This window comes from Mycobacterium colombiense (genome assembly GCF_003284935.1).
In the GTDB taxonomy this organism is placed as follows: Bacteria; Actinomycetota; Actinomycetes; order Mycobacteriales; family Mycobacteriaceae; genus Mycobacterium; species Mycobacterium arosiense_A.
Genome location: NZ_QMEV01000005.1, coordinates 69053 through 91229, shown reverse-complemented (window position 1 = coordinate 91229; position 22177 = coordinate 69053). Strand labels below are relative to the sequence as shown.

Sequence of the window (22177 nt, the reverse complement as noted above, 5' to 3'; positions counted from 1 at the left end):
CGTAACTGGCGACGCTCACACTCGGAAAACGCGCCGTCACTTGCAGTTTCGCGGCAGCCTCTCAAGGCATGATGACGGTCCGGGTGACCGGTTCGGCGGCGGCCTGCCTGCCGGACAGGCCGCGCTTCAACGACGCGAGCAGCGCGTCACGCGTCTCGCGGGGATCGATGAGCTCGTCGAAGCCCATGTGTTCGGCCGACCGAAACGACGCCTGCAACTCGGCCTCACGCAACTTCGCGGTGACGTCCTCGCCGGCGTGCGTCGCGCGGCCCAGCGCGGCCGCGCTCATGGCACCCATCGTCGCGCCGGGGTAGGCGAAGGTGGCGGATTGACTATCGAACCCCAGCAGGGACATGACCATGGAGCCGAACCCGTATGCCTTGCGCAGGGTCACGTGCAGCTTCACCGTGGTTGCCGTGGTTTGGGCGGCGAACATTCGTGCTCCGGCGCGCAGCACCCCGCTGCGCTCGGACCGGCTGCCGGGCAGCATGCCGGGATTGTCGGCCAGGAAGACCAGGGGCAGATGGAACGAATCGGCCACCATGATGAAGTGCGCCGCCTTGTCCGCGGCCGCGGCGTCGATGGAGCCGGCGAGCACCTGGGGCTGGTTGGCCACCACCGCGACCGGGTGGCCGCCGAGGTGTGCCAGCGCGCAGATGATCGCCTTGCCGTACTGCGGCTGCACCTCGAACCAGTCGGGCCGGTCGAAGACCACGTCGAGCACGGCGCGCATGTCGTAGACGCGGCGGTTGTCGCGGGAGACGATGTCGAGCAGTTCGGGCGTCGCCCGTGGCTCGGCGTCCTCGTCCTGCGGCAAGGAGGCCGGGTACGACCAGGCGCTCGATGGAAAGTAGGACAGGTAGCGCCGGACGTCGTCGAGGACGGCCTCGTCGTCCTCGGCGACGTTGTGGATCACCCCGCTTGGCACGGCGACATCCGGCCCACCGAGGTCCTCCTTCGAAATGTCTTCTCCGGTGGACTCTTTGACGACGGGTGGTCCGGCGGTGAAGATCGCGCCCTGCCTGCTCATGATCCGGAAGTCGCAGACCGGGGCCACCAGCGCGCCGTGACCGGCCGACGGGCCGAGCACGGCGCCGACGGTCGGGACGCGGCCCGAGCACTGCGCCTGGGCCAGTAGGTCGGTGGGCGTGCGGCCGTAGTGCCCGCCGCCGGGACGAAAGCCGGCGCCCTCGAGCAGCATCACCAGCGGGACCTTGTCCCGCAGTGCCAGTTCGGCGATGCGGTACCGCTTCGAATTGCCACCGGGGCCGATGCTGCCCGCCATGGTGGTGAAGTCCTCGGCGCCCAGCATCACCGGTGAGCCGTTGATCTCACCGGAGCCGACAACCAGGCCGTCGGCCGCGATCTCGCCACCGACCAGGGTGCCGAGCTCACGGAATGTGCCCGGGTCGAGCAGGTAGTCGATGCGGGCGCGCGCGTCGAGCTTTCCCTTGCCGCGATGCTTGTCGAGCCGCTCCGGCCCGCCCATGCCCCACGCCTGCTGACGGCGCCGCTCGAGATCGTCGAGCGTTTCTCCCCAGTCCTGGGCTTTCGCCATGCCTCTGTCCTACCTCATACGGATTCGTCGCGCGACAGTCCTATGGTGGCGACCCCCGGCGCTCGGCTACGCCGCGCTTGCGATCGCCACGCTTTGCAGGGTCACATACTGGATTGCTTACTGTAAAGTTACCCGCATGTCTGACGCCGCTCGCCGGGAGGTCGACGGGGCGTCCCAAATCGAGGAGTCTCATCAGTGAGCGCAACGACGATGGACGAGGCCGCGAAGCTGTTGGCGGACCCGCTGGCGTACACCGACGAGCGGCGGCTGCATGCGGCGCTGACGCACCTGCGCGCCAACGCCCCGGTGTCCTGGGTGGAGGTCCCGAACTACCGGCCGTTCTGGGCTATCACCAAGCACGCCGACATCATGGATATCGAACGCGAAAACATGCTCTTCACGAATTGGCCCCGGCCGGTGCTGACGACCGCCGAAGGCGACGAGATGCAGGCGGCCGCCGGTGTGCGCACGCTGATCCATCTGGACGATCCACAGCATCGCGTGGTGCGCGCCATCGGCTCAGACTGGTTTCGCCCAAAGGCGATGCGGGCGTTGAAGGTTCGGGTGGACGAGCTGGCCAAGATCTACGTCGACAAGATGATGGCGGCCGGGCCCGAATGTGATTTCGTTCAGGAGGTCGCGGTCAATTACCCGCTCTACGTCATCATGTCGTTGCTCGGACTGCCCGAGGCCGATTTCCCGAGGATGCTCAAGCTGACCCAGGAGCTGTTCGGCAGCGACGACTCCGAATTCAAGCGGGGCACCACGAACGAGGATCAGCTGCCCGCGCTGTTCGACATGTTTCAGTACTTCAACGGCGTGACGGCGGCGCGTCGCGAGCACCCGACCGAGGACCTGGCGTCGGCGATCGCGAACGCCCGCGTCGACGGCGAACCCTTGTCGGACATCGACACCGTGTCCTACTACCTGATCGTGGCCACCGCCGGCCACGACACCACCAGCGCGACCATTTCCGGCGGGCTGCACGCGCTCATCGAGAATCCCGACCAATGCCGCCGCCTGCGCGACAACCTGGACTTGATGCCGCTGGCCACCGAGGAGATGATCCGCTGGGTGACGCCGGTCAAGGAATTCATGCGGACCGCCGCCAAGGACACGACCGTGCGTGGGGTGCCCATCGCCGCGGGGGAGTCGGTACTGCTGTCCTATGTTTCTGCCAACCGTGACGAGGAGGTCTTCAGCGATCCGTTCCGCTTCGACGTCGGTCGCGACCCCAACAAGCACGTGGCCTTCGGTTATGGCGTGCACTTCTGCATGGGTGCGGCGCTGGCCCGCATGGAGGTCAACAGCTTCTTTTCCGAACTGCTGCCCAGGCTGAAATCCATTGAGCTGACGGGTGATCCAGAGCTGGTCGCCACCACGTTCGTCGGCGGCCTCAAGCACCTACCGGTGCGCTACTCGCTCGCCTGACCGCGGCCGCGCCGACTGTCGATACACTCCCCGGGGAGGTCTCGCAATGACGCGCAGGACGATCGTCATCACGGGTGCCAGCGACGGCATCGGCGCGGCGGCGGCGCGTCGGCTCAGCCGCACCGGCGACCAGATCGTCGTGGTGGGCCGCTCCCAAGCCAAGACCGCCGCGGTGGCCGCCGAATTGAACGCGGACTACTTCGTCGCCGATTACGCCGACCTGTCCCAGGTGCGGGCGCTGGCGGACAAGCTTCGTTCGCAATATCCGCGCATCGACGTGTTGCTCAACAATGCGGGCAGGATGGCCAGCAAGATCGAGCTGACCCCCGACGGCTACGAACGCACCTATCAGGTCAACTACCTGGCGCCGTTCCTGCTGACCACCCGATTGCTGGAGGTGCTGCTGGAGTCACGCGCCACGATCGTCAACACGACCAGCTCGTCGCACAAGTTGATCTTCCGGGCCACCGTCGACGACCTGGAGAACACCGCCCGCCGCCGGCCCGCCGCCGCGTACGCGTTCTCGAAGCTGGCAATCGTGTTGTTCACCAAGGAATTACACCGGCGCTACCACGCCGGCGGCCTTTCCGTCGCGACCGTGCATCCGGGCAACGTCAACTCCAACATCGGCGTCGCCTCGGGGTCGCAATTTCTGGTGTTCATGCAGCGCTACACCCCAGCGGTGCTGTTCATCTCGAGCCCGGACCAGGGCGCCGACCAGTTGGTGCGGCTCGCGTCGAGCACGCCCGTTGTGGAGTGGACGCCCGGCGCGTACTACGCCAAGCGCAAGATCGCCAAAACCAGTCGTCTGGCGGATAACCCGCGATTGGCCGCCGAACTGTGGGAGCGCACCGCCGCCACGCTCGGCTGACGGCTCCAGGGTGATCTTCGATACTTGCTAGTATCTAACCGATACTGGGCGGTATGCTGCTCCACATGTCGCCTGTCAAACCGCTTCGCACCCGCCCCACCCGGGGCGAGGTTCGTGACCGCATCCTGGATGCGGCGTCGAAGGTGTTCGCGGCCGAGGGTTTCGCCGGTGCCACCATCGACGCGATCGGTCAGGCCGCGGGCTTCACCAAGGGCGCCGTCTACTCGAACTTCGAGTCGAAGGACGAACTGTTCCTGGCCCTGCTCGACCGCGAGTTCGAGCTGCGCGGGGAGCAGATCGCGATAGCGCTGGACCGCAGCGACGGCGACACCGCCGCGGCCGCGCGTGAGGTGAGCCGGTCGGTGCTCGACTCGGTCCGCGATCATTCCGACTACTACGTGCTGCTCGTCGAGTACTGGCTGCGGGCCCAGCGCGATCCACAGCTTCGGGAACGCCTGATCGGGCGCCGTCGCGCCGCGGCCGACCAGGCGCTGCACATCGTCGAATCGACCGACACCGTGCCGGGCGACCGACGGCTGACCGACGTCGCCCAGCTCGTCGTCACCCTCAACCTGGGCGTCGCGATGGAAGAGGTGCTGCGTCCCGGCACCATCAACCCCGATCTGCTCGCACAACTGATCACCGCACTGCTGGAATCGATTCCGGTTTGAAGGCGATGAGGGAAAGCCACACCATGGATGCCAAAGACGAACCGGACGACGTCGCACCGGTGATCACCGCCACCGGACTGGGAGTCGACGGGGAGCACGGGCCGCTCTTCTCGGGGGTCGACCTGGCCCTCACACCGGGTTTCCACGCGATCCAGATGCCCGGCGGGCCGGGACAGACCACGCTGCTGCTGACGCTCGCGGGACGTTTCAAACCGAGCCGCGGCACGCTGACCGTCCTCGGCGAAACAACTCCGCGTGCGATCCGCCGGCAGTGCTCAATCGCGGCCTTCGACGACATCGACGAGCTGGAGGATTCGGTGACCGTAAGGACCGTGCTCGCCGAGCAACGACGGTGGCTGGCGCCGTGGTATTCGTCGGTGCCGCTGCAATCGGGTCCGGCCGAGCTGACCGAGGTCTTCGGCGAAATGGTCCCGCCGACCGGCGACACCTACATCGTCGAATTGTCAGACCTCGAACTGTTTTTGCTGCGCATCACGCTGGCGCTGTTGTCGCATCGTCCGATCCTCGTGGTCGGCGACCTCGAACAGGTTCGTGACAATTCCCGGCGAACGATCGCGGCCGACAGGCTCGGCGTGATCGCGAAGCAGCGCACCGTCGTCGTCGGGGTGACCAACCCGCTCGGCACGGACGCACCCGACCACGAACTACACGATCACCGGATCCTGACCGGAGAGGGCTGAAAGATGCTGGCTGGACTCGCCTTTGGCTCAGAGATCAAACGTTTCGGCCGTAGCCGACTGACGCGCGTGGCCATCGTCGTCCTGATGCTGCTGCCCCTGGTGTACGGGGCCCTGTACCTGTGGGCGTTCTGGGATCCCTTCGGCCACACCAACAAGATGCCGGTGGCGCTGGTCAACTCCGACCGTGGCGCCGTCGTGTCCGGGCAGCAGTTCAACGCCGGCGCGGAGATCGCCAAGAGCCTGACCGCGGACGGCGGCCTCGACTGGCACGTCGTGGACTTGCCGGAGGCACGCAACGGAGTCGACCACGGCAAGTACTACTTCATGGTGGAGTTACCGCCGGACTTCAGCGCGGCGATCGCGTCGCCGGTGACCGGGCAACCGAAGAAGGCCAATCTGATCGCCGTCTACAACGACGCCAACAACTACATCTCGACGAGTATCGGTCGTACCGCCATCGGCCAGGTGCTCAACGCCGTGTCCAGCAGGATCTCGGGACAGGCCGTCAATCAGATGCTCTCCGTGGTGGTTTCGTCGGGATCGGGCATCAAACAGGCGGCGGACGGGGCCGCGCAACTCGACGACGGCGCCGGGCAGCTGGTGTCCGGCCTGGACACCGCGCGGTCCGGTTCGGCAACGCTCGCCGCTGGCGCCAAGCAACTGTCAGACGGAATCAACGAGGCCACCGACCCACTGCTCGCGGTGACCAAGGCGGTGTCGCAGATCGGTGGCAGCACGCAGCAATTGCAGCAGGGCGCAGCCGCGCTTGCGCAGGTCAACGACCAGCTCGGTGGCATCGCCGCGGCGCAGGATGCCGCCGCGAGCTCGCTGTCATCGGTGATCGATCAGCTCTCCGCACGCCAGGATCCGCTGGCGAACAACCTGCGCGGCATCCAGGATCAGCTCCGGGGCCACCAGTTCACGCCCCAGATCCGCCAGCAGCTCACGGACGCGCAGAACGCGGCGATCGCCATGACATCGGGGTTGCGTAACCCGGGCAGCCCGCTCGGCTCGGCGCTCGACCAGGTCGGCAGCAAGGGACAGGAACTGACCAACAAGCTCACCCAGCTGCGCGACGGAGCCCAGCAAGTCGCCAGCGGCAACGCCGAATTGGCCGGTGGCATCGTGAAGCTCGACGACGGCGCACACCAACTCAAGGCGGGATCGGCCGAGCTGGCGACCAAACTCGCCGACGGGGCCAAGCAGGTACCCAACTGGACAAGCCAGCAAAAGGATGCGGTCGCCGACACCATCGGTGGTCCGGTGCAACTCGAGGCTTCACATGAGAACGCCGCGCCCAACTTCGGCACCGGGATGGCGCCGTTCTTCCTCACGCTCGCCTTGTTCTTCGGCGCGTTGGTGCTGTGGATGGTGCTGCGGCCCTTGCAGACTCGCGCCATCGCCGCTGAGGTGCTCGCATTCCGCGTGGTGCTCGCCAGCTACCTGCCCGCAGCCGCGATCGCGCTATTCCAAGCCGTCATTCTCTACTGCGTGGTCCGGTTCGCCCTCGGTATGCACGCCGTCCACCCGGTGGCCATGCTGGGCTTCATGGTGCTGATCTCCGGCGCGTTCGTGGCCGCGACTCAGGCGATCAATGCACTGGTCGGTCCAGCGGTGGGCCGGGTGCTGATCATGGCTCTGCTCATGCTGCAACTCGTCAGCGCGGGCGGCATGTATCCGGTGGAAACCACGTCGCGGCCGTTCCAGATCCTGCATCGCTTCGACCCGATGACCTATGGCGTCAACGGGCTCCGGCAGCTCATTCTCGGCGGCATCGACGCCCGCCTATGGCAGGCGATCATCGTGCTGGCCGGGATAACCGCTGTCGCACTGGCGATCTCCTGCCTGTCGGCGCGACGAGACCGGCTCTGGAATCTGAGCAGGCTGATCCCCGCGATCAAGATGTAGGCACAGTCTCAGGCGATCCCGAAATCGATGATGCCCCGCACGATTCTGCCGCCCAGTAGATCGTCGTAGGCGTCGTTGACCTCGTCGAGGCGATAGCGCTTGGTGATCATCTCGTCGAGCTGGAGCTGACCGGTCTGATAGAGCCGGGCCAGCCGGGAGATGTCCGCCTTCGGGTTGCACGAGCCGAATATGGTGCCCGCCAACGTCTTGTTCATCAGGATGAAGTCCTGCAGGTCGATCTTGACCGAGCGGGTCAGCTGCGAGGTCATGCCGGTGAGCACGCAGGTGCCGCCCTTGCGGGTGAGCTTCACCGCGTCACGGACGTCCTCGGCGGTGATCAAGGACGGCGAGACCACCACCGCGTCGGCCATCACCCCGTATGTCAACTCCCGCACCACGTCCATCGCCTCGGCGATCGTCGCCACGCTGTGCGTCGCGCCGAATTGCAGCGCCGATTTCTGCTTGAAGTCCACCGGGTCGACGGCCACGATCTGCGCGGCGCCGTTGATCCGGGCACCCTGGATCGCGCCCGTCCCGATCCCGCCGACACCGATCACCGCGACGGTGTCCCCGGCGCGCATGTTCGACCGGTTGGCGACCGAGCCGTAACCGGTCGGGATGGCACAGGACAGCAGCGCGCTCGACGTCAGCGGCAGGTGTTCCTCGATCTTCACCAGTGAATTCGTCGATACCACAGTGTGTTCGGCGAATGCACCGATCTTGGCGATGTGGCCGAGGTTGTGACCGTCGGCGGTGTGGTGGCGGAACGTGCCGTCCGTGGGCATCCCGGGGATCATGGTGCCGATGCCGACGTCGCACAGGTACTCGATTCCGCTGGCGCACCAACGGCATTGGCCGCACACGGCGACGAACGACATCACCACGTGATCGCCCGGGACGAAATCGGTGACGCCGGGGCCGACCTCACGCACGATGCCGGAACCCTCGTGGCCGCCGATCGTCGGGAACATGGTCGGCAGCCCCATGGACCGCATCACCTCATTGGGCGCCGACATGTCACCTTTGAGGATGTGGTCGTCGGAGTGGCACAAGCCGGCGGCCGCCATCTGCACCAGGACCTCGCCGGCCTTGGGGGGATCGAGCTCGAATTCCTCGACGGACCACGGCCCGCCGACGTCATGCAGGATCGCTGCGCGGCTTCTCATGCGGCGGGGGCGAACGTGACCGGAAGCTTGTTGGGCGACCGGAAGGTGAGCCCGACGATCTTGGATTCCTCGCCGGTTCCGTCGTCGGGCACGAACGCCAGCCGTTCGACGCGGTCGAACAGGCTGTTCAGCATGACTCGCGTTTCCAGGCGGGCCAGGTGCATGCCGAGGCACATGTGGATACCGCCTGCGAAGGCGATGTGGGCTTGGCGCGGCCGGCGGATGTCGAACGTGTTCGGGTCGGTCCAACGGCTTTCGTCGCGATTGGCCGACCCCATACACATGTCGATCTGGGCCTCGGCCGGGATCGTCTTGCCGCCGATTTCGACTTCTTCGGTCGTGGTCCGCATGACCATGGTCAGTGGCGTTTCGTACCGCAGGCCCTCCTCGATCGCCATCGGTATCAGGGAGCGATCCCGATACACCATCGCCAGCTGGTCGGGATGGGTCAGCAACAGGTACAACAGATTGCCCGAGGAGCGATAGGTGGTCTCCAATCCGGCGGGCAACAACAACCGCAAGAAGGCGATGATGGCCTCGTCGGTGAGCTTTTCCCCGTCGATCTCGGCGGCGACCAGGTCGCCGATGATGTCGTCGGTCAGCTTGCGCCGGCGCTGCTCGACCTGTTTGAGGAAGTAGTCGTAGAGCTCGTTCGCGGCGTTCAATCCCGCCACGATGTCGGTGGGGATTGAGATCAGGTCCAGCGACAGGCGGCGGAACAGGTCGAGATCCTCGGCGGGCAGACCGAGCAGCGTCGAGATGATCCGGGTGGGAAATTCGAACGTCACCGCCTTCACCAGATCGGCATGACCGTCGTTCTTGATTTCGTCGACCAGTTGATCGCAGACCGGCCCGATGACCTTCGGTTCCCAGCGTTCCAGCGCGGTCGCGCGGAACGCCTTGGCGACCAGGTTGCGGTGGTCGTGGTGTTCCCGGCCGCCCATCGCCAGGATGGTATGTCCCATCACCAGCCCGATCGTCTTGTCGTAGGCGGCCGAAGTGAAGATGCGGTCGTCGCGAAAAGCTTGGGAGACACCGTCGTAGCCGAACAGGACCCATTCGTCGTTGGGCCGCAGCTCTTCCGGCAACTGGCTGTTATCGCTCAGGGAACCGTGCCACACCGGGTCGGTGAGACGCATGTGCTGGAAGAAGGGATAGGGACTGGTTTCGCCGGTGAAATCCAATGAAGGTACGACGGGCTGACCGTTCGGGCCAGTGCTGAGCGTCATCAGCGCTCCTCCTGAAACAACCGATAAGGCCGTTCACGCGGACCACAGCGAGTGCCCGCGAAATCCACGGCGGATGGGACCGAGCGGAAAATAGCTATCATAGTATAGATAGCAACGTAGCCCAACGGCTCGACGCTTTCCATCGCCCCGCCGACCCCGTCGGCGCGTCCCGCGGTGCCGAGCACCTCGTGTGTCAACCCCCAAAAGCGCAGGTCTACCTTGAAGGTGGGTTCCGGGCACGCCTACCCTCCGGGACCGCCGATGAGCCCGCACGACGAGCCCGAAAAATGAGTGGACATGACACAGACGAATCTGGCCCGGCCCCACGGCCTCACTCGCATCGATCCGGTGTTGCGCGATGCCGCCGTGGCGTTGGGCGCCTTCGAATTCCGCGCCGAGACGCTGCCGGCCGAGCGTGAACACGCCAACCTGCTGGCCGCGCAGCGCGCCGCATCGGCGGACACCACCGGCGTCACCATCGATTCGCGATCCATCGCCGGACCGGATGGTCAGCAACTCGAGCTGCGGTTGTACCGCGGCCACACCGAATCCCCGGCGCCCCTGGTGATCTACGCCCATGGCGGCGGGTTCGTCACCGGAAACCTCGAGACCGACCACGCGCACTGCGCGGAGTTGGCCCGTGACGGCGCGTGCCTGGTGGTCTCGGTCGACTACCGGCTCGCGCCGGAGCATCCGTGCCCGGCGGCGCTCGACGATGTCGAAGCGGCCTTGCGTTACGCCGTCGACAACAGCGCGGAACTGGACGCCGACGCCGGCCGCATCGCGGTGATGGGCCGGGACGCCGGTGCCGCACTGGTCGCGGGGCTGACCCAGCGCATGTTCGACCAGGAAGGCCCGGCGATCCGGATGCAGATCCTGCACCAGCCGATGCTCGATTCCGACGCCACGCCCTCGCGTCGCGAATTCCAGCGGACCCCGGGCCTCAACGGTCCGGCGGTGAGCCGGGCATGGAACCACTACCTCGGCCACGCCAGCGCCAACGGTCAGCATGTCCCGGCGCACCGAGCCAACCTCGAAGGCCTGCCGCCGACGTTCGTCAGCTGCTCCGAGATCGATCCCTGCCGCGACGAGGCCATCGACTACGCGAACCGGTTGTTGCACGCCTACGTCCATACCGAATTGCATGTGATCGCCGCGACCTTCAACGGCTTCGACTCGATGGTGCCGGATTGGGTTGTTTCCCAGGAGAATCGGGCCCTGCACGCGCAGGCGGTGCGCCGCGTGTTCGCCATGTAGCGCTCGGCCCCGCTTTTACCGACTGAACTCCGGTATCTCTTACCGTATTGCGCGTTGCTAACATCGGAAACGCCAGCCAACCGAGGACCGATCGGGCGGATGATCAAACACTCAAACCGTTTCCGTTGCAGCCGCAACGATCGAATGTCAAGAAGGATCCCCTCGGCACCATGACCACCCTCGACTCTCCGGAGAAGATCCTCTTCACCTCGACCACCCAGGCCTTTCTGGAGAAGGAAGCGCCGCTGCGCCGGGTGCGCGAGCTGCACGCCGAGGGCACCTCGTTCGATCCCGCATGGTGGCGTCGCGCCGCCGAGCTCGGCTGGACCGCGCTGCTGGTCCCGGAGGAGTTGGGTGGCGGAAGCGTCTCGGGGAACGGTTTCGCCGACCTGGCCACGGTCGCCGAACAACTCGGCAAGACGCTGGCGCCCGGGCCGCTGTATCCGGTCAGCACCGTGCTCACCGGGCTTGTCGAGTGCGCGAATTCGGACGAGCACGCGGACACCATCGAGGCGTTGATCGCCGGTGAGGCCGTGGCGTCCTGGACCGTGTGTGAGCCGGGTCAGGGGTGGGCGCCGCTGAGTCCGTCGGTGACGGCAACCAAGACGGACTCGGGCTACCGCATCGACGGCATCAAGGACCGCGTCGAGGCGGGGGCCCAGAGTGCGGCGCTGCTGGTGGTGGCGCGCGGCGACGCGGACGCCGCGCGGGTCGGTCAGTTTCTGGTGCCGACGGACGCGCCGGGCGTCCGGATCGAACCCCAGCAATCGGTCGATCTGGTTAAGCAGTACGCCCGCGTGCACTTCGACGGAGTCGTGGTGCCACGATCCGCGGCCGTCGGCACCGCCGACGAGACGGCCGCGCTCATCGAGCGACAGAGCCAGATCGCCCAGGTGCTGCAGTGCGCCGAGGTGGTCGGCGCCCTGCAGACGGTGTTCGACCTCACCGTGCAGTGGGCGCTGGACCGGCACACGTTCGGTCGTCCGCTGGCGTCCTACCAGGCCCTCAAGCACAAGTTCGCCGACATGAAGCTCTGGCTGGAGGCCTGTCGCGCCACCACCGCAGCGGCGGTCGCCGACGTAGCGGCCCGCGCGCCGGAAGCGAACCTGTCGGCCAGCATCGCGAAGTCCTACGTGGGTGAGATGGCCGGCCAGATCGTCCAGGCCTGCGTGCAGATGCACGGGGGCATCGGTGTCACCTGGGAACACGACCTGCACCTGTATCTGCGTCGGATCACGTTGTACCGCGGCATGTTCGGGACGCCGGAGGAACACAATCTACGTGTCTACGAGTTCGAGAAGGCGGGTCGTTCGGCGAAATGAGGAAGACCCGATGACGTCGACCGAGTCCGTCGCGCAGTTCGCCGCCCGGGCCAGGGCATGGCTGGCGGAAAACATGCCCGCCATCGACCGGGAGGCCCCGCCGGCCGCGCCGCGCGACGACGAACGGTCGTGGTTGCGGGCCCGCGAACTGCAAAGGCGGTTGTACGACGGGGGATTCGCCGGCATCTGCTTTCCCCGCGAGTACGGCGGACTGGGGCTGGACTACGAATACCAGAAGGCATTCGACGCCGAGTCCGTTGACTACGAGATGCCCTTGATCCTCAACACCCCGACGTTCACCATCTGCTGCGCCACGCTGCTCGACACCGGCAGCGAAGAACAGAAGAAGCAGCACATCGCCGCCGCGCTGCGCGGCGATGAGGTGTTGGTGCAGTTGTTGAGCGAACCCAGCGGCGGATCGGATCTGGCCGGCGTCCTCACCCGGGCCGAGCGCCGTGACGATCGTTGGATCATCAACGGCGCCAAGACCTGGAGCACGAGCGCGTTCGCCGCCGATTACGGCCTGTGTCTGGCCCGCACCAACTGGGATGTGCCCAAGCACGAGGGCCTGACGATGTTCCTGGTGCCCATCGCGCATCCGGGAATCACGTTGCGGCACATCACGATGCTGAGCGGCTCCACCGAATTCTGCGAGGAGTTCCTCGACGGGGTCGACGTCGGAGACGACGCGGTCGTCGGGGAGGTCAACGACGGCTGGGCGGTGGCGTCGCGGCAGCTCTACCACGAACGCCGAGCGGTGGGGCAGGGGTCCGAGTTCGCCAGCGGCAGCGGCAGCGAGGGCGGCAACGCGATCCCGGTGGACTACGTGGCCCTTGCGGAGAAGACCGGGCAGGCCGATAACGAACGCGTGCAGGAGATGGCCGGTCGCGCCCTGGTGCACCGCGCGGTGGCCGAGCAACTGATCGGTCACGTGTATCGCAGCGTCAGGGACGGCGCGCTGCCGCCGGCGGCCGGGACGCTCATCCGCCTTTTTCACTCCGAGACCACGACGACGGATGTCGACACGGCACTGGCAATCGCGGGAAGCGCCGGTGTGGTGGGAGAACCGGGCGGCGGACTCGAAACGGGCCTGCGCTACTTGTCCCGGCAGACCGTCGCGATCGGCGGCGGCACCACCGAGATGGCCCGTAACGTCATCGGCGAGCGGGTGCTGGGCTTTCCCCGGGAATACGCGGCCGACCGCGGCGTGCCATTCAACCAGGTGCGGCACGGCGAAAGGGCCGACCGGGCTTAGCCTTCGGCGACGACGTTTTCGGCGAGGCCGCTTACCACGGGGATCTGAACCAGCGACAACACATGGTGCGCCGGGCTTCCCGGCGGAGCCACCAACACGTATTCACTGCCCTGTCGCTGCGCCCGTTCGCGGGCGGCGGCCAGCGCGCTGACTCCGGCCGACCCGAGGTGGGTGACGGCGCTCAGGTCGACCGTCAATGGTGCTATGCCGGAACGGCTTTCGACGGCGATCTGACGGTCCAGGGTGGACGCGGTGTTGGAGTCGACGTCGCCACTGACCACGATGCGGCCCGGTTCGCTGATCTCGGATACGAATTCCACGCTGACCGTTCGACGCTCGGCCACCCGGCTGATCACGGAATCGGTGACGAAACTCGCCGACCGCGAGAGTCGGTGTGTCACACTGGCCGTCGTTCCCTCGGAGCCGTGGCTGACGTGCGCCTCCGACACCAGAGCCTCGGCCATGGCGAGGCCGCGACCACGCCCGGTCTCGCCCTCGCGGTGATCCTTCCACCGGCCGCGGTCGGTCACCGAGGCGTGCAGGTTGCCCTCACCTGACAGCGTCGCCTCGACGACAACGCCGTCGGCGACCTCGGTGGCATACCCGTGCTCGACCGCGTTTTCGACGAACTCCGAGATCGCGTGCACCACGTCGGAGATGTCGTCCGCGTCGGCGCCGGCTTCCGACAGCCATTGGCGCAGGCGGGTGCGCACCGTGCGCGCCGCACGGATCGTCGCATCCAGTGTCAGGTGCAGCGGTGCGGGCGGCGTCCGGCGTTGTGCCGCAAGGAGTGTCACGTCGTCGCTGTAGCCGGTCGAGCGGAGCAGCATTTCCAGTGTCTCCGAACAGATGCGGTCGATCGCCCGCACCGAGGACTCGATGACGAAGCCGCGGTGTCCGCCGGCGATGTTCGCGGCCAGCTCGGCGAATTCGGCGGTGCTGGCGCCCAGCGGCCGGCCCGGTCTTTCGATGAGGCCGTCGGTGTACAGCAGGATCGAGTCGCCTATCTCGAGGAATTCGTTGCGCACCGGAAAACCGGTGCCGCTGCCGAGGGGTCCGGCGCCGGAAGGCTCCAGATAGCGTGCGGTGGCGTCCGCCGTCACCAGCAGCGGCGGCGGGTGTCCCGCCGTGCAGTACCGGAATTCGCCCGTGGCGAAGTCCAGCGATCCGACGCAGATCGTGGCCGTGTTCGACCCGGGGACGTGCTTGCGGAAGCGGTCGACCGCCTCGAGCGCTTCGGCGATCGGGTATCCCGCCACGACCTGCATCCGCAGCGCGGTACGCAGTTGCGACATCACCGCGGCCGCTTCGACGCCATGGCCCACGACGTCACCGACGACGAGCACCAGCCGATCGCCAAGGGGTATCGCGTCGAACCAGTCGCCGCCGGCCGCGGTGTCCTCCGCGGCGACGAGATACTGCGCGGTCACGTCCGCGCCGGGGATGACGGGCACCGAGGGTGCCAGCAGCGCCTGCTGCATCACGGTGGCGGAATCGCGGACGTTGCGGTACCGCTCGGAGAGCTCCTCGAGGCGAGCTTCGGCGGCCATCCGCGTCTGCACCCGGCTTGTGACGTCGACGAAGGCAAGCTGCACGCCTTCGATCGAGCCGTCCCCCGCGCGGCGCGGGGTGACGATGAAGTCGAAGAAGTGTTCCTGGGCCTGTCCCGTGCCGTCGAAGTCGGCCTGGACCCGCCATTCTGTGCCCGACTGTTGTTCGCCCGTTTGATATACCTGGTCGAACATGTGGAGGATTTCTTGGCTCTCCAGCTCGGGATAGATGTCGCGCACAAAAAGCCCGATGGAGTCAATTGGCGGACTGAGTGTGCGGTACGCGGCGTTGACCGCGACAAATCGGTGGTCGGGCCCCTCGAGGCCGACCAGCAGCGCGGGGACGTTCTCGAAGACGCGGCGCACGTCCTCGGCCGCACCGACGGTTCTGTCCCAGTCCTTCTCGGCCACCATCTGGCCGTTCCTCCTAGCAGCCCCGAGCGGCCCGCAGCGAAGGGCCGAGTCGAAAACCGGGTCAATGGGTGGACCTAATTTGCACACGTAGTTGTTCAGATTAGCAATGGTTCTTGGATGCGTATTGCAACGGTTTGGTTACCGCTGTGAATTGTGTCGGCTAATTTGCTTGGCAAATGCAATTGACGCCTGCGAAAATCGCGGCCGTCGAAGGCAAAACGGCGCCCGTTTGCGGCCCGTACGGGCGGGTACCTCGCTGTCGTGGTCGATCTCGTGGCTCGACGCGCGTCGGCGCTGTGGCGGCGCCTGCTGACGTCACCGGTGCTTACCTTGAACGGCTGGGTGGCATTCAACTTGCCCCATGCGGTGACCGCGCTGGGTGGGGCGCTGCTGACGGGTCTGGTTGCGGTCCATGTCTACGTGCTGGGCACTCGGCCTTACCTGCCGGGGTATTTCGCCGCCTACGTGCTTGGGTTGGCAGCCGCCTGCCTGATCGCGGCCAGCGCCATGGTGATCGGCATTAAACCCTCAGTGCCCCAAGCCGGTTGGTATCTCGGCAGCCTGATCTGCTCGGCCTTCCTGGTCGTGTATCTGGTCACCCGCTGGGCCGGCCTGCCCGGATTGGGAGCGGTGACCGCAAGATGGGACTTCGCGCCGGGAACATTGGCAATGGTGTGCGCGGCGGCTTTTATCGCCGTACACACGACCGTGTTATCGGGCATCAACGTGGCCTATCCGCAAAGTCAGCAGTGGTATGACTGACGGGGGCCAGGCATGACAACGTTGGACTATCCGGCATGGCTGCGCATCGATCATTGGCTGAACGTGCTCTTCGTGACGCTCATTTTGCGCAGCGGTCTCGAGATTTTGGCCACCCACCCGAAGTTGTATTGGCACGACGACAGCAAGCCGGGTACGGAGTGGGCCCGCTTTACCCGAAAGGTCATGCCGCGCGACAAGATCTACGACACCCTTGACGAGGAAGAGGACTACAGCCCGTTCATCTCGCTGCCCGGTCGCGCGCAGCTGGGCGTGGGCCGGCACTGGCACTTCTTCGTGGTGATCGGCTGGATTCTGCTGGGCCTGTCGTACTACATCCTGTTGTTCGCCACCGGTCAATGGCACCGCTACTGGCCCGCCTCATGGTCGATTTTTCCCGAAGCGTGGGACGACGTCGTCACGTACCTGTCGTTCAACCTGCCGCCAGTGCTGCCCGGTGAACCGCTGGACGCCATGCAGAAGCTGACGTACGCGGGAGTCATCTTCGTCCTTGCGCCGTTTCAGATCCTGACCGGCGCCGCTCAGTCGCCGGCGATCGAGGCGCGGTTCCCGTGGTACGTGCAGATGTGGGGCGGTCGGCAATGGGCGCGCAGCTTGCACTTCCTGGGCCTGGTCGCCTTCCTGGTGTTCATCGCGATTCACCTGTCGATGATTTTCTTCTGGGGCTGGGGCCGGCTCACGGCGGCAATGATTTTCGGCGCCGTTCGCAATACGTACTGGGCGACCGCGATCTCTCTGTCGATCATCGCGGCGATCATCGGCGTCCATGTCGCGGCCACGATCTGGAGCCTGCGCAACCCGCGCTCGGTGCAGCGCGTGCTGGGCGCGGTGGTCACCGCGGCTCGTCGTCTGCTGTTGCGGCCGTTGAACTCGCGCCAGAACTATCCGCAGCACAAGATCTCCAAGCAGCACCGTGTCAACGGAAAGCCGCCCACCAGCACGGAATACAAGGTGATGGCGGTGCACAACTTCGTGGACTGGCGACTCCGGGTGGGCGGCCTGGTGGAAAACCCGGTGACCCTGGACCTGAGCGCACTACGCGCACTCGCCGAGGCGGAAACCCAATGCGTGCTGCACAACTGCGTCCAGGGCTGGACCAGCATCGGTGAGTGGACCGGCGTCCACCTGCGTCAGCTCGTGGACCTGGTGCGGCCGCTGCCCCAGGCGCGCTACGTGTGCTTTCTGACCATGCAGGACAACAGCACCGACGAGCCGGCGTCGCACGGCGGCGGCCAGTTCTACGAGGTGCTCGACCTCGAGTTCGCCGACAAGCCACAGACCCTGCTGGCGTACGAAATGAACGGCACGCCGTTGCCGATCCAGCACGGCGCCCCCCTGCGTCTGCGGGTGGAAACCCAAGTGGGATTCAAAATGGCCAAGTGGATCAACCAGATCGAGTTCGTCGAGGACTACGCCGGGATCGGCATGGGTACCGGGGGCTGGCGCGAGGACCGCGTGTACTACGACAAGGACGTGGAAATCTGAGATGACCGACATGGCGACCGAGGGGATCGGGGTACGCCCCGAGCTGATCAGCCTGGATTCGGTGGCGCGACATCGCGTCCTCGAGCAGGTCACCGCCAAGGGCGGACATTGTGAGGCTTGCGGCGCAACCGATTTCGCCGTCGGCGACGCCCTGTATTTGGGTTTTCTGTTTCTCGATGAGGACACCGACGCCTACATGATCGCCCTGACCTGCCGCAATCCGGACTGCGCGAAGCCGCGGACCGCGATCAGGCTGTCCGACAAGGACTTTCTCACCTACGCGCCAGGCGCCACGGACGCTTCCGGACACGACTCCGATCGCTAGCCTGACCGTCGGTGGATCCGGGCAGCTTCGGCCGAGTCAGGTCGAATCGCTCGATGAGAGGCGATAACTCGCGTAGCCGATCGCACAGCGATTCGAACCGCCGCTGATCGTCGTCGCCGAGTCGGCCCAGCGAACTGTAGTGCGCCACCCGGGGGAGCCGTCCCGCGAGTGCGGTGCCCCACCGGATGTTCAGGTCGTAGACCGCTTCGTCGTCGACGTCGTCGCGCTGCCCGAGTCGTTCGAGCGCTTCGATCTGCTCGGTGAGAAACGCGACGTCGTCATCGATGCTGACCGGCGTCCCGTCGTTCGGTGCCGCGCTCATCTGCAATCCATCCGCCGTCGGCCGCGACTCGTCAAAACTCATGCCGACGAGTACCCCACGGCGGTCCGGCTACACCGAACCGCCGTGGGGCAGCGATCAGACGATCAGGCCGAGACCGGCTTTTTGGCCGGCGCGGAGACCTTCATGAGCTTCATCAGGTTGCCGCCCATGATCTTCGCCTTGTCCTCGTCGCTGAAGTCGCCGAGTTCGTCGACGAACGAAATGGGGTCCTTCAGGCCCTCCGGGTGTGGCCAGTCGGACCCGAACAGCACCCGGTCGGTGCCCACCATCTTGACGATCTCGGTGAAGCGGTCCTCCCAGAACGGCGTGATGTAGACGCAGCGCTTGAACGCCTCGACGGGGTCCTCACTGAACGACTGCGGCATCTTCTTGTAGACGCCCTTGAGGCCCTTAAAGAGGTCCGGCACCCAGTCGGCGCCGTTCTCGATCGACAGGATCCGCAGTTCGGGGTTGCGGGACAGCGCGCCGTGACACACCAGCGCACCCATCGCGTCCAGGATCGGCCGGTGGCCCATCGCGAAGCTGCGGAAAGGGGTCGGCTTGAACGGCAGGAATTCGTCGCCGGGTTCCCACACATTCGCGAACTCGGAGTAGCCGCTGTCCGAGGCGTGCATCGAGACGGGCAGCTCGGCTTTGATGCAGGCCTGCCAGAACGGGTCGAATTCCTCGAGCCCGAACGACCGGCTGCCCTTGTAGCCGGGCACCGGCGCCGGGCGGACCAGCACGGTGCGTGCACCACGCTCCAGGCACCACTGAAGTTCCTCGAGCGCGCGGTCGACGATCGGCAGCGTGATCACGGGGGTGGCGAAGATGCGGTCGGAGTAGTTGAACGACCACTGCTCATACATCCATTCGTTGAGCGCGTGGATGACGTCGTGGGTCATCTCCGGGTCGTCCTTCATGCGCTCTTCGACCAGGCTGGCCAGGGTCGGGAACATCAGGGCGTAGTCGATGCCGAGCTCGTCCATGACCTCCAGCCGGGCGCCCGGTTCGCGGAAGGCGGGGATGGCCTTCATCGGCTCGCCGAGGATCTCGCGGTAGCTCTTGCCCTGCGCGCCGTTGCGGAAGTAGTCCTCCTGTGCGCCCGGCTTGGCGACCACCTCGAACGTCGGGTTCGGGATGTATTCGCTGATGTGGCCGCGGACCACGATCTTGGTGCGGCCGCGCACCTGCACGTAGTCGATGACCCGTTTGCGGTTCTCCGGCAGGAACTTGGTCAGCGCTTCCTGCGGCTCGTACATGTGGTTGTCCGCGTCGAAGACGGGGAAGGGCAGTTCCCGAGACGGCATGGCGATCTCCTAGCAGAAGTCTCGATTCGCATTTGTGGTAACGACGTTACCACTTTCGCGCAACCCGGTATAGCGGTTCAGGCGTCGGCCCGCAGCCCAGCCGTCGGGGTATCGCCGTTGATGACGGCGAAATTCACCGTGGCCGTGGCGAGCAGCTCGTCGTCGCCGTCGCCGTAGATGTCCACCTGCATCACCATCGCGCGTCGTCCCGATCGCAACATCGTGGGCACCGCGAACGCCGCGCCCTGCCGGACCGGCCGCAGGTAACGGATGAACAGATCGGAGGTGGTCATCGTGGTGCCCGGCTGCAGGTAGTCCAGCCCGAATTGTCCGCCCGCCACGTCCACCAGCGTGGCGATCAGGCCGCCCTGCAGCGCGCCCGAGGTGTTGACGACCGCGGGGCTGACCGGCATCGTCATGGCGAATTGGCCGTTGCGGGTGCTGGGCCGCATGCCGATCTGGGCGAACAGCTCGGCCAGCGACGGCGCGCCGGCCGACTCTTTGTCGGTGTCGCGGATGCCCAGGGCGCGGCTGCAGAAGTCGTAGAGCTGGCCCGCATCGACCGGTGTTCCGTTCAATTCCGAACTGAGCCAATGCAATCGCTGCGCACCCATCATCGTCTGCATGACGATGGCGGCCGCCGCCCCGACGTCCAATCCGGGGTTGAACACCCCCTCGGTGATGCCCTGCCCGACGATGTCGCGAATGAGGCCGTGCAGGGGAGAGAGCACCCGGGCGTATTCGCGGGGCCGGGTCTCGGCCAGGTGTTGGTTGTAGAGCGTCAACGCGCGGTTGAGGCTGTCCTGGGTGCTCGATTCCGGCTGCTGGCTGACTCGGTCGATCAACAGTTTCAGCGCCGAGGTACTGTCCAGCCCCGTCGTCTCGGCGCGCCACGTCTTCACCGATTGGGCGATGGTTCGGTCGAACAACGCCAGCAGCAGCTCGTCCTTGCTGCTGAAGTGTTGGTAGAAGGCGCGCAACGACGTCTTGGACCGCGCGACCACCTCTTGCACCGTGAAATCGGTGCGGCCCGTTTCGCCCAGTATGGCCACGGCCGTCTTGATGAAGCGGTCGCCGCGCGTTACCTCGACGTCCTCGCCGGAGTCGGCCATGAGCGATTGGTCCCTTCCCTCGCGCGCCGCTCGCGCTATGAGAATGAGATTACCGTGCGATGCCACCCGTCCGGGAGGCTTGCGCGTCGCGATGTCGCATCGACGGTTGATCGACGCCGAGCGTGCGAGTCGATAGGCAATTCTCAGGAATCCGGTACCGGCTGATACGCATAGCCGGCGGCCGGGGCGGGTACGCGCGTGAGTGAACAGTTGTACTCGGCGAAGTGCGCCGGGGTGTAGGCCGTGAGTACGACAGGGGGCTCGCCGGTCGACGGTTCTCGAGACATCGACCGACGGTGCACAGTTGGCCGAGGGAGGGACGATTCCTATGCCAGAGGTTCAACTTCATCACGATGGATACCCCAAGTATCGCCGCATGGTGCGGTTCGACTGGTCGGAGACGCCGCTGCACTGGGTGCCTGACGACCCCTTCTCGACGCATATGATGAACGTCTTGCACCTGCTGCTGCCCGAGGGCGAGCGGCACTTTATCAAGGCCGTCCTTGAAGCCTCGTCGTTGGTCGACGACCCGGAGCTGGAGGCGGCGATCAAACCGTTCATCCAGCAGGAGTCCTGGCATGCCTGGGCGCATCAGGTGGTGCTCGACCATCTGGCCGAACAGGGCATCGACACCAAGCCATACACCAGTCGCCTCCGCAAAACGTTGTCGGTGACGCTGGGCGATCCGCCAAAGTATTTTCCGCCGGCGTTGCAGCGGTGGTGGCTGTATCGACGCCTAGCCGACGTGGCCTCCCTGGAACATTTCACGGCGATGTTGGGCCAATGGGTGCTGCAGAATCGCGGATTGGATTACGCGGGCACCGACCCGATGATGCTCGATCTGCTGCGCTGGCACGCCGCCGAGGAGGTCGAGCATCGATCACTGGTGTTCGACGTCTACCAGCACGTGTGCGGCAACTACTTCATCAGAGCGTTCTCGATGTTCATGACCGCTCCGCTGTTCATCGGCTGGTGGATCGCCGGAGCCCGCTACCTGATGAACCACGACCCGACCATCGAGGGAAAGTGGCGCTGGCGGGACTGGCTGCGGGCCGCACGCCAGTACCGACTGCCGGGCCCCTGGTGGCTCATCGTCACCATGCCCGTGCGGTATCTGCGGCCCGGCCATCATCCCGGCCCGGAGGCGGTGACGGAGATGGCGACCGACTACCTGGAGTATTCGCCCGTCGCGAAAGCCGCCCGCGAGCGGGCGCGAACACAGGCCAGCTCGGGTGGACCCGATCAAACACATGGGGTGGAACCTTCCGACCCGGGGGGCGAAAGGGCGAAGGCGCGATGAAGGTTTCGGTCGATCTCGACACCTGCGACGGCAACGGTGTCTGCATGAGCCTGTGCCATGCGGTATTCGAAGTGCGCGAAGACGGACTTCATTTGCTCCAAGATGAGCCGTCGTCCGAACTGCGCGGAGAGTTGAAAGCCGCAGAGGTGTCCTGCCCCACCCAGGCGATCTCGGTGGAGGACTGAACCGATGCGGAGTCGTCAGCTGAAA

20 protein-coding genes are annotated in these 22177 nt (G+C 65.9%); 13 read left to right on the top strand and 7 right to left on the bottom strand.

All coding sequences use genetic code 11. The features are described from left to right. Nucleotides 1-61: 61 nt before the first annotated feature. A complete protein-coding gene (locus DQP57_RS04275) occupies nt 62-1558 on the bottom strand; it encodes an acyl-CoA carboxylase subunit beta (protein WP_112631804.1) in 1497 nt (498 codons plus the stop codon). 210 nt (nt 1559-1768) lie between these two features. On the opposite strand from DQP57_RS04275, the gene DQP57_RS04265 reads away from it, so the two are divergent. The 5 genes from DQP57_RS04265 to DQP57_RS04245 are packed head-to-tail and all read left to right on the top strand — an operon-like array spanning nt 1769 to nt 7140. Beyond that, nucleotides 1769-2989 carry a cytochrome P450 gene (locus tag DQP57_RS04265; RefSeq protein WP_112631802.1) on the top strand — a complete coding sequence of 407 codons (1221 nt, stop codon included), beginning with the start codon at nt 1769-1771 and terminating at the stop codon, nt 2987-2989. A 46-nt stretch (nt 2990-3035) separates the two neighbouring features. Continuing rightward, the gene (locus DQP57_RS04260) at nt 3036-3860 is read left to right on the top strand and encodes an SDR family NAD(P)-dependent oxidoreductase (protein ID WP_112631801.1); all 825 of its coding nucleotides are present in this window, start codon (nt 3036-3038) and stop codon (nt 3858-3860) included. Between the two features lie 53 nt (nt 3861-3913). Further along, on the top strand, nt 3914-4531 hold the full coding sequence (locus tag DQP57_RS04255; protein ID WP_112631800.1) for a TetR/AcrR family transcriptional regulator: 618 nt from the start codon (nt 3914-3916) through the stop codon (nt 4529-4531). A gap of 23 nt (nt 4532-4554) precedes the next feature. Then, nucleotides 4555-5232 (top strand): hypothetical protein, encoded by a 678-nt coding sequence (locus DQP57_RS04250; RefSeq protein ID WP_112631799.1) that lies wholly within the window; start codon nt 4555-4557, stop codon nt 5230-5232. A 3-nt stretch (nt 5233-5235) separates the two neighbouring features. Beyond that, nucleotides 5236-7140 carry a YhgE/Pip domain-containing protein gene (locus DQP57_RS04245; RefSeq protein WP_112631798.1) on the top strand — a complete coding sequence of 635 codons (1905 nt, stop codon included), beginning with the start codon at nt 5236-5238 and terminating at the stop codon, nt 7138-7140. Between the two features lie 8 nt (nt 7141-7148). On the opposite strand, the gene DQP57_RS04240 is transcribed toward DQP57_RS04245, so the two are convergent. Together DQP57_RS04240 and DQP57_RS04235 are read right to left on the bottom strand one after the other, a co-directional pair. Further along, nucleotides 7149-8306 carry a Zn-dependent alcohol dehydrogenase gene (locus tag DQP57_RS04240; RefSeq protein ID WP_112631797.1) on the bottom strand — a complete coding sequence of 386 codons (1158 nt, stop codon included), beginning with the start codon at nt 8304-8306 and terminating at the stop codon, nt 7149-7151. Continuing rightward, nucleotides 8303-9535 carry a cytochrome P450 gene (locus tag DQP57_RS04235; RefSeq protein ID WP_112631796.1) on the bottom strand — a complete coding sequence of 411 codons (1233 nt, stop codon included), beginning with the start codon at nt 9533-9535 and terminating at the stop codon, nt 8303-8305. Before DQP57_RS04235 ends, DQP57_RS04240 begins: the two co-directional genes overlap by 4 nt. A 297-nt stretch (nt 9536-9832) precedes the next feature. On the opposite strand from DQP57_RS04235, the gene DQP57_RS04230 reads away from it, so the two are divergent. From DQP57_RS04230 to DQP57_RS04220, 3 genes are all read left to right on the top strand, one after another. Continuing rightward, the gene (locus DQP57_RS04230; protein ID WP_112631871.1) at nt 9833-10792 is read left to right on the top strand and encodes an alpha/beta hydrolase; all 960 of its coding nucleotides are present in this window, start codon (nt 9833-9835) and stop codon (nt 10790-10792) included. Nucleotides 10793-10962: 170 nt separating this feature from the next. Beyond that, nucleotides 10963-12114 (top strand): acyl-CoA dehydrogenase family protein, encoded by a 1152-nt coding sequence (locus tag DQP57_RS04225; RefSeq protein ID WP_112631795.1) that lies wholly within the window; start codon nt 10963-10965, stop codon nt 12112-12114. A 10-nt stretch (nt 12115-12124) separates the two neighbouring features. Beyond that, complete coding sequence (locus DQP57_RS04220; RefSeq protein ID WP_112631794.1) at nt 12125-13369, top strand: acyl-CoA dehydrogenase family protein; 1245 nt, start codon at nt 12125-12127, stop codon at nt 13367-13369. Here DQP57_RS04220 and DQP57_RS04215 read toward each other — a convergent pair. Next, complete coding sequence (locus DQP57_RS04215; protein ID WP_112631793.1) at nt 13366-15333, bottom strand: SpoIIE family protein phosphatase; 1968 nt, start codon at nt 15331-15333, stop codon at nt 13366-13368. The genes DQP57_RS04220 and DQP57_RS04215 overlap by 4 nt on opposite strands. A gap of 261 nt (nt 15334-15594) precedes the next feature. On the opposite strand from DQP57_RS04215, the gene DQP57_RS04210 reads away from it, so the two are divergent. From DQP57_RS04210 to DQP57_RS04200, 3 genes are read left to right on the top strand one after another with little or no spacing between them, the layout of a single operon-like run. Next, nucleotides 15595-16095, top strand: a complete 501-nt coding sequence (locus DQP57_RS04210) for an oxidoreductase (RefSeq protein WP_112631792.1) — start codon at nt 15595-15597, stop codon at nt 16093-16095. Between the two features lie 12 nt (nt 16096-16107). After that, the gene (locus DQP57_RS04205; protein WP_112631791.1) at nt 16108-17598 is read left to right on the top strand and encodes a molybdopterin-dependent oxidoreductase; all 1491 of its coding nucleotides are present in this window, start codon (nt 16108-16110) and stop codon (nt 17596-17598) included. Nucleotide 17599: 1 nt separating this feature from the next. Then, nucleotides 17600-17923 (top strand): hypothetical protein, encoded by a 324-nt coding sequence (locus tag DQP57_RS04200; protein ID WP_112631790.1) that lies wholly within the window; start codon nt 17600-17602, stop codon nt 17921-17923. Here DQP57_RS04200 and DQP57_RS04195 read toward each other — a convergent pair. The 3 genes from DQP57_RS04195 to DQP57_RS04185 all read right to left on the bottom strand — a co-directional run bounded on the left by DQP57_RS04195 (nt 17871) and on the right by DQP57_RS04185 (nt 20667). Continuing rightward, nucleotides 17871-18245: a hypothetical protein gene (locus DQP57_RS04195; protein ID WP_112631870.1), complete on the bottom strand. Its 375-nt coding sequence runs from the start codon at nt 18243-18245 to the stop codon at nt 17871-17873. The genes DQP57_RS04200 and DQP57_RS04195 overlap by 53 nt on opposite strands. A gap of 104 nt (nt 18246-18349) precedes the next feature. Beyond that, complete coding sequence (locus DQP57_RS04190; protein ID WP_112631789.1) at nt 18350-19555, bottom strand: amidohydrolase family protein; 1206 nt, start codon at nt 19553-19555, stop codon at nt 18350-18352. A gap of 77 nt (nt 19556-19632) precedes the next feature. Next, entirely contained in the window at nt 19633-20667 is a 1035-nt protein-coding gene (locus tag DQP57_RS04185; protein WP_112631788.1) for a hotdog fold thioesterase, read from the bottom strand. 328 nt (nt 20668-20995) lie between these two features. Between DQP57_RS04185 and DQP57_RS04180 the strand changes: the two genes are divergently transcribed. Both DQP57_RS04180 and DQP57_RS04175 read left to right on the top strand, forming a co-directional pair. Next, nucleotides 20996-21967, top strand: coding sequence for a metal-dependent hydrolase (locus tag DQP57_RS04180; protein ID WP_112631787.1), 972 nt, complete (start codon nt 20996-20998; stop codon nt 21965-21967). Next, complete coding sequence (locus DQP57_RS04175; RefSeq protein WP_112631786.1) at nt 21964-22152, top strand: ferredoxin; 189 nt, start codon at nt 21964-21966, stop codon at nt 22150-22152. Before DQP57_RS04180 ends, DQP57_RS04175 begins: the two co-directional genes overlap by 4 nt. Nucleotides 22153-22177 lie beyond the last annotated feature (25 nt).

Bases quoted from the DNA above. Each gene is read 5' to 3' on its own strand.
- DQP57_RS04275 (WP_112631804.1), bottom strand. From the start codon at position 1,558: ATGGCGAAAGCCCAGGACTGGGGAGAAACGCTCGACGATCTCGAGCGG.
- DQP57_RS04265 (WP_112631802.1), top strand. From the start codon at position 1,769: ATGGACGAGGCCGCGAAGCTGTTGGCGGACCCGCTGGCGTACACCGAC.
- DQP57_RS04260 (WP_112631801.1), top strand. From the start codon at position 3,036: ATGACGCGCAGGACGATCGTCATCACGGGTGCCAGCGACGGCATCGGC.
- DQP57_RS04255 (WP_112631800.1), top strand. From the start codon at position 3,914: ATGCTGCTCCACATGTCGCCTGTCAAACCGCTTCGCACCCGCCCCACC.
- DQP57_RS04250 (WP_112631799.1), top strand. From the start codon at position 4,555: ATGGATGCCAAAGACGAACCGGACGACGTCGCACCGGTGATCACCGCC.
- DQP57_RS04245 (WP_112631798.1), top strand. From the start codon at position 5,236: ATGCTGGCTGGACTCGCCTTTGGCTCAGAGATCAAACGTTTCGGCCGT.
- DQP57_RS04240 (WP_112631797.1), bottom strand. From the start codon at position 8,306: ATGAGAAGCCGCGCAGCGATCCTGCATGACGTCGGCGGGCCGTGGTCC.
- DQP57_RS04235 (WP_112631796.1), bottom strand. From the start codon at position 9,535: ATGACGCTCAGCACTGGCCCGAACGGTCAGCCCGTCGTACCTTCATTG.
- DQP57_RS04230 (WP_112631871.1), top strand. From the start codon at position 9,833: ATGACACAGACGAATCTGGCCCGGCCCCACGGCCTCACTCGCATCGAT.
- DQP57_RS04225 (WP_112631795.1), top strand. From the start codon at position 10,963: ATGACCACCCTCGACTCTCCGGAGAAGATCCTCTTCACCTCGACCACC.
- DQP57_RS04220 (WP_112631794.1), top strand. From the start codon at position 12,125: ATGACGTCGACCGAGTCCGTCGCGCAGTTCGCCGCCCGGGCCAGGGCA.
- DQP57_RS04215 (WP_112631793.1), bottom strand. From the start codon at position 15,333: ATGGTGGCCGAGAAGGACTGGGACAGAACCGTCGGTGCGGCCGAGGAC.
- DQP57_RS04205 (WP_112631791.1), top strand. From the start codon at position 16,108: ATGACAACGTTGGACTATCCGGCATGGCTGCGCATCGATCATTGGCTG.
- DQP57_RS04200 (WP_112631790.1), top strand. From the start codon at position 17,600: ATGACCGACATGGCGACCGAGGGGATCGGGGTACGCCCCGAGCTGATC.
- DQP57_RS04195 (WP_112631870.1), bottom strand. From the start codon at position 18,245: ATGAGCGCGGCACCGAACGACGGGACGCCGGTCAGCATCGATGACGAC.
- DQP57_RS04190 (WP_112631789.1), bottom strand. From the start codon at position 19,555: ATGCCGTCTCGGGAACTGCCCTTCCCCGTCTTCGACGCGGACAACCAC.
- DQP57_RS04185 (WP_112631788.1), bottom strand. From the start codon at position 20,667: ATGGCCGACTCCGGCGAGGACGTCGAGGTAACGCGCGGCGACCGCTTC.
- DQP57_RS04180 (WP_112631787.1), top strand. From the start codon at position 20,996: ATGCCAGAGGTTCAACTTCATCACGATGGATACCCCAAGTATCGCCGC.
- DQP57_RS04175 (WP_112631786.1), top strand. From the start codon at position 21,964: ATGAAGGTTTCGGTCGATCTCGACACCTGCGACGGCAACGGTGTCTGC.